This window comes from Kineococcus vitellinus (assembly GCF_009906315.1).
Lineage (GTDB): Bacteria > Actinomycetota > Actinomycetes > Actinomycetales > Kineococcaceae > Kineococcus > Kineococcus vitellinus.
Genome location: NZ_JAAALL010000313.1, coordinates 1 through 4,901 on the forward strand (window position 1 = coordinate 1; position 4,901 = coordinate 4,901).

The following is a 4,901-nucleotide window of genomic DNA, read 5'->3' on the forward strand; positions in this document are numbered from 1 at the left end:
GTGCTGCCTGCTGCTGGGCGCGTCGGCGGCGTGGTTCGTGCTCGACCACGGCCTGCGTGGTATCTTGACGTCGAGATAAATCGACGTGGGCGCACCGGGGCGCCGCGCGCTCCCCGAGCGGTCGGTGGGAGCATCGGACCCGACGACCGGCATCGACGACGGCCACGCACGACGAGTGAGGAGCTCACGGTGAGCAGCCAGAACAGCTTCCAAGCCAAGGCTACCCTAACGGTGGGTGGGACGGACTACACGGTCTTCCGCCTCGACGCGGTCGAGGGGGCGGCGCAGCTGCCGTTCAGCCTCAAGGTGCTGCTGGAGAACCTGCTGCGCACCGAGGACGGCGCCAACATCACGGCCGACCACATCCGCGCCCTCGCCGGCTGGGACCCCTCGGCCGAGCCGGACACCGAGATCCAGTTCACGCCCGCGCGCGTGATCATGCAGGACTTCACCGGGGTGCCGTGCATCGTCGACCTCGCCACCATGCGCGAGGCCGTCGGCGCCCTCGGCGGCGACCCGACCAAGGTGAACCCGCTGTCCCCGGCCGAGCTGGTCATCGACCACTCCGTCATCGCCGACGTCTTCGGCCGCCCCGACGCCTTCGAGCAGAACGTCGAGATCGAGTACGGCCGCAACCGCGAGCGCTACCAGTTCCTGCGCTGGGGCCAGACGGCCTTCGACGACTTCAAGGTCGTCCCGCCGGGCACCGGCATCGTCCACCAGGTGAACATCGAGCACCTGGCCCGCGTGGTCTTCCCGCGCCAGGTCGACGGCGAGCTGCAGGCCTACCCCGACACCCTCGTCGGCACCGACTCGCACACCACGATGGTCAACGGCCTGGGCGTGCTGGGCTGGGGCGTCGGCGGCATCGAGGCCGAGGCCGCCATGCTCGGCCAGCCGGTGTCGATGCTCATCCCGCGCGTGGTCGGCTTCAAGCTGTCGGGCTCCATCCCGGCCGGCGCCACCGCCACCGACGTCGTGCTGACGATCACCGAGGTGCTGCGCAAGCACGGTGTCGTCGGCAAGTTCGTCGAGTTCTACGGCGAGGGCGTCGGCGCCGTGCCGCTGGCCAACCGCGCCACCATCGGCAACATGAGCCCGGAGTTCGGCTCCACCGCGGCGATCTTCCCCATCGACGACGTGACGCTGGACTACCTGCGCCTGACCGGCCGCAGCGACGAGCAGGTCGCACTCGTCGAGGCCTACACCAAGGAGCAGGGCCTCTGGCACGACCCCTCCCGCGAGGCGCGCTACTCCGAGTACCTCGAGCTGGACCTGTCCACGGTCGTGCCGAGCATCGCCGGTCCCAAGCGCCCGCAGGACCGCATCGTCCTCACCGAGGCCAAGGAGGCCTTCCGCGCCGCCCTCGGCGACTACGTGAGCGACGAGGTCCCCGCCGGGAACGTCGCCTCCAGCGCGCACAGCGACGCCATCGACGCCGTCGCGGGCTCCTCCCAGGACGAGGCCAGCGCGGAGAGCTTCCCCGCCTCCGACGCCCCGTCCGCCTCGCACAGCGACGAGCGCGACGAGCCGGCCGCCCCCGGCCGCGCCAGCGGCCGCCCCTCGAAGCGGGTCGCCGTCACGATGGCCGACGGCACGCAGACCGAGATCGACCACGGCGCCGTGGCGATCGCCTCGATCACCAGCTGCACCAACACCTCCAACCCCTCGGTGATGGTGGCCGCCGCGCTGCTGGCCAAGAACGCCGTCGAGCGCGGGCTGACCCGCAAGCCGTGGGTGAAGACCTCCCTGGCCCCCGGTTCCAAGGTCGTCACCGACTACTACGACAAGGCCGGGCTGACCCCGTACCTGGAGAAGCTGGGCTTCCACCTCGTCGGGTACGGCTGCGTCACCTGCATCGGCAACTCCGGCCCGCTGCCGGAGGAGGTCTCCGCCGCGGTGCAGGACAACGACCTCGCCGTCACCGCGGTGCTCTCGGGCAACCGCAACTTCGAGGGCCGGATCAACCCCGACATCAAGATGAACTACCTGGCCTCCCCGCCGCTGGTCATCGCCTACGCGATCGCCGGCACGATGGACTGGGACGTCGAGAACGACCCGATCGGTCAGGACGAGTCCGGCGCCGACGTCTTCCTGCGCGACATCTGGCCCGATGCGGCCGAGGTCGAGCGGGTCATCGGCGAGGCCATCAGCAAGGACATGTTCGTCAAGGACTACGCCGACGTCTTCGCCGGCGACGAGCGCTGGCAGGGCCTGCCCACGCCCGAGGGCGACACCTTCGCCTGGGACGCGGACTCGACCTACGTGCGCAAGCCCCCGTACTTCGAGGGCATGCAGGCGCAGCCGGCGCCGGTCACCGACATCTCCGGCGCGCGCGTGCTCGCCCTGCTCGGCGACTCGGTGACCACCGACCACATCTCCCCGGCCGGTTCCATCAAGCCCGACAGCCCGGCGGGCACGTACCTGTCCGAGCACGGCGTGCAGCGGGCGGACTTCAACTCCTACGGATCGCGCCGCGGCAACCACGAGGTGATGATCCGCGGCACGTTCGCCAACATCCGGCTGCGCAACCTGCTGCTGGACGGCGTCTCGGGCGGTTTCACCCGCGACTTCACCCGCGGCGGCGAGCAGACGACGATCTACGACGCCGCGCAGAACTACGCCGCGGCCGGCACCCCGCTCGTCGTCCTCGGCGGCAAGGAGTACGGCTCCGGCTCCTCGCGCGACTGGGCCGCCAAGGGCACCGCGCTGCTGGGCGTCAAGGCCGTCATCACCGAGAGCTTCGAGCGCATCCACCGCTCGAACCTCATCGGCATGGGCGTCGTGCCGCTGCAGTTCCCGCAGGGGGAGTCGGCCGCCTCGCTCGGCCTGGACGGCACCGAGACCTTCGACATCAGCGGGCTCACCGAGCTCAACTCCGGCCGCACGCCCCGCACGGTGCGGGTGAGCGCGACCCGCACCGACGGCACCACCGTCGAGTTCGACGCCGTCGTGCGCATCGACACCCCCGGCGAGGCGGACTACTACCGCAACGGCGGGATCCTGCACTACGTGCTGCGGTCGCTGACGAACGCCTGAGCGGACCGGCCGCGACGGGCGGGCACCCGGCCGGGTGTCCGCCCGTCGCGGCGAGCGGGGGCTGTGGTGGGATGCGCCCATGCCTCCCGCACCCCGGACCACCGTGCGCGTCGCCCTGCTCGGCGCCGTCCTGGGGGCGCTGCTGAGCTGGGTCGGCTCGCGCGGGCTCATCGACGACACCTACATCACGCTGTCCTACGCCCGGAACCTCGCCGAGCACGGGCACTGGGGGATGACCCCCGCCATGACCTCGAACGCGGCCACCTCGCCGCTCAACGTGGCCCTGCTGGCGGGGTGCTTCCTGCTGGTGCAGCCGTTCGCCGGGGCGGACGGCGAACTCGCCCTCGGGGTGCTCACCACGCTGCTGGGCGCGCTGGCGGGGTGGTGGTCCGCCCGCGCCGCCGCCCGCCTGGGCCTGTCCGCGCCCTGGCCGGCGGTCGCGCTCGTCGTGGTGCTCGCCAACCCCTTCCTCGTCTCCGCCCTGGGCCTGGAGGTGGTGCTGCTCTTCACGGCCGTCACCGGCCTGCTGGCGGCGGGCCTGGCCGGGCGGCCGGTGCTCTACGGGCTGGTCGCGGCGGCCAGCCTGCTGGCCCGCCTCGACCTCGTCGTGTTCGTGGTGCTCGTCGCGCCGGCCTGCCCGGGGGTCCTGCGCCGGCTGCCGACGGCCGTGCTGGCCTGCCTCGCGGCCTGCCTGCCGTGGTTCGCCCTCAGCTGGTGGTGGCTGGGTTCCGCGATCCCCGACACCTTCGTCATCAAGACCAACCAGCGCGACTTCGGCGAGGGGCGCACCTACCTGCGCGGGTTGTGGACCCACTACGCGATCAACACCCCGCTGGCCGTCGGGGTCAGCGTCGCCGGCGCCGTCCTGGGCCTGCTCGTCGTGCTGCTGCTGGTGGTGGCCCTGCTGCGCCGGCGGGCCCGGCCGGGGACGGGCGCTCTGCTCGCGGTCGGGCTCGGCGGGGTGGGCTACTTCGCCGTCTACAGCGTCCTCGGAGTGCCCCCCTACCAGTGGTACTACGTGGCGCCGATGGCGTCGCTGTCGTTCGTCGCGGTCCTCGGCGCGGGGGTCCTGCTCGGCCGCAGGGCCGCCCGGCGACCGGCGGTGCTGGGCGCCGCCGGGCTGGCGGTGGCCGCGGTGGCCGGGCTCGTCGCGTGCGTGCCCGCCACCGCGCGCTCGCTGCCGTGGCCGTACCCGCCGGTCTTCGCCAACTTCGCCACCCCCGCGGAGTACCGGCGGATCGGGGCCGAGGTGGGGCGCCTGGTCGGCGACGAGCGGGTCGCCGCGCCGGGGGAGATCGGGACCCTGGCCTACAGCTGCGACTGCGAGATCGTCGACCAGTTCTCCGACCCCTCCTACCTGCAGGGGGTCGTCGAGGCGCGCCAGGCCGAGGCGGGCCCGCTCCTGCGTGCGCTGCTGGAGCTCAACTACGCCCACCGCGAGCCCGTGCCCGCGCAGCCCACCCCGTTCGCCCTGCGCTGGATCGACCCCGGCCCCGAGGCCGTGCCGGGGATCGCCTCCTGGCCCACCACCCAGGGCACCTGGCAGCGGCGCAGCGTGCTCGTGCTGCTGCCCGGGTAGCCCCCGTCCCCGCGCGGCCACCGGGCGGCCGGCGCACCACGCGCCGTCACCCCCCGCGGCTCGCGCCACCCGTCCGGAGCAGCGCGGGGGGTCAACTCGTCGCAGGACGTGCCGATGGAGGTCCGGTGCGGCTCCGCGGAGGGAGCCGCCGACACCCTGGACGGGACCTGTGCTGAACGAGGCGTGGCGAGGAGCGGGCAGCGGGGGGAGCGACGCCTCCCCGCCGGGGATCGCCGCTGCGCTGCAGCACTACGCCGTCGCCGCCGACCAGCCGGTCCTCGTC

General features: G+C 73.1%; 2 protein-coding genes. Both read left to right on the top strand.

Annotated features, from left to right (window positions below; genetic code table 11):
* The first annotated feature begins 189 nt into the window (after positions 1-189).
* The gene (locus tag GTQ99_RS19770) at positions 190-3,039 is read left to right on the top strand and encodes an aconitate hydratase AcnA (RefSeq protein ID WP_166617421.1); all 2,850 of its coding nucleotides are present in this window, start codon (positions 190-192) and stop codon (positions 3,037-3,039) included.
* Positions 3,040-3,118: 79 nt separating this feature from the next.
* Entirely contained in the window at positions 3,119-4,618 is a 1,500-nt protein-coding gene (locus tag GTQ99_RS19775; RefSeq protein WP_166617422.1) for a hypothetical protein, read from the top strand.
* Positions 4,619-4,901 lie beyond the last annotated feature (283 nt).

Excerpts from the sequence above, each read along its gene's own strand:
- GTQ99_RS19775 (WP_166617422.1), top strand. The coding sequence starts at position 3,119 with ATGCCTCCCGCACCCCGGACCACCGTGCGCGTCGCCCTGCTCGGCGCC.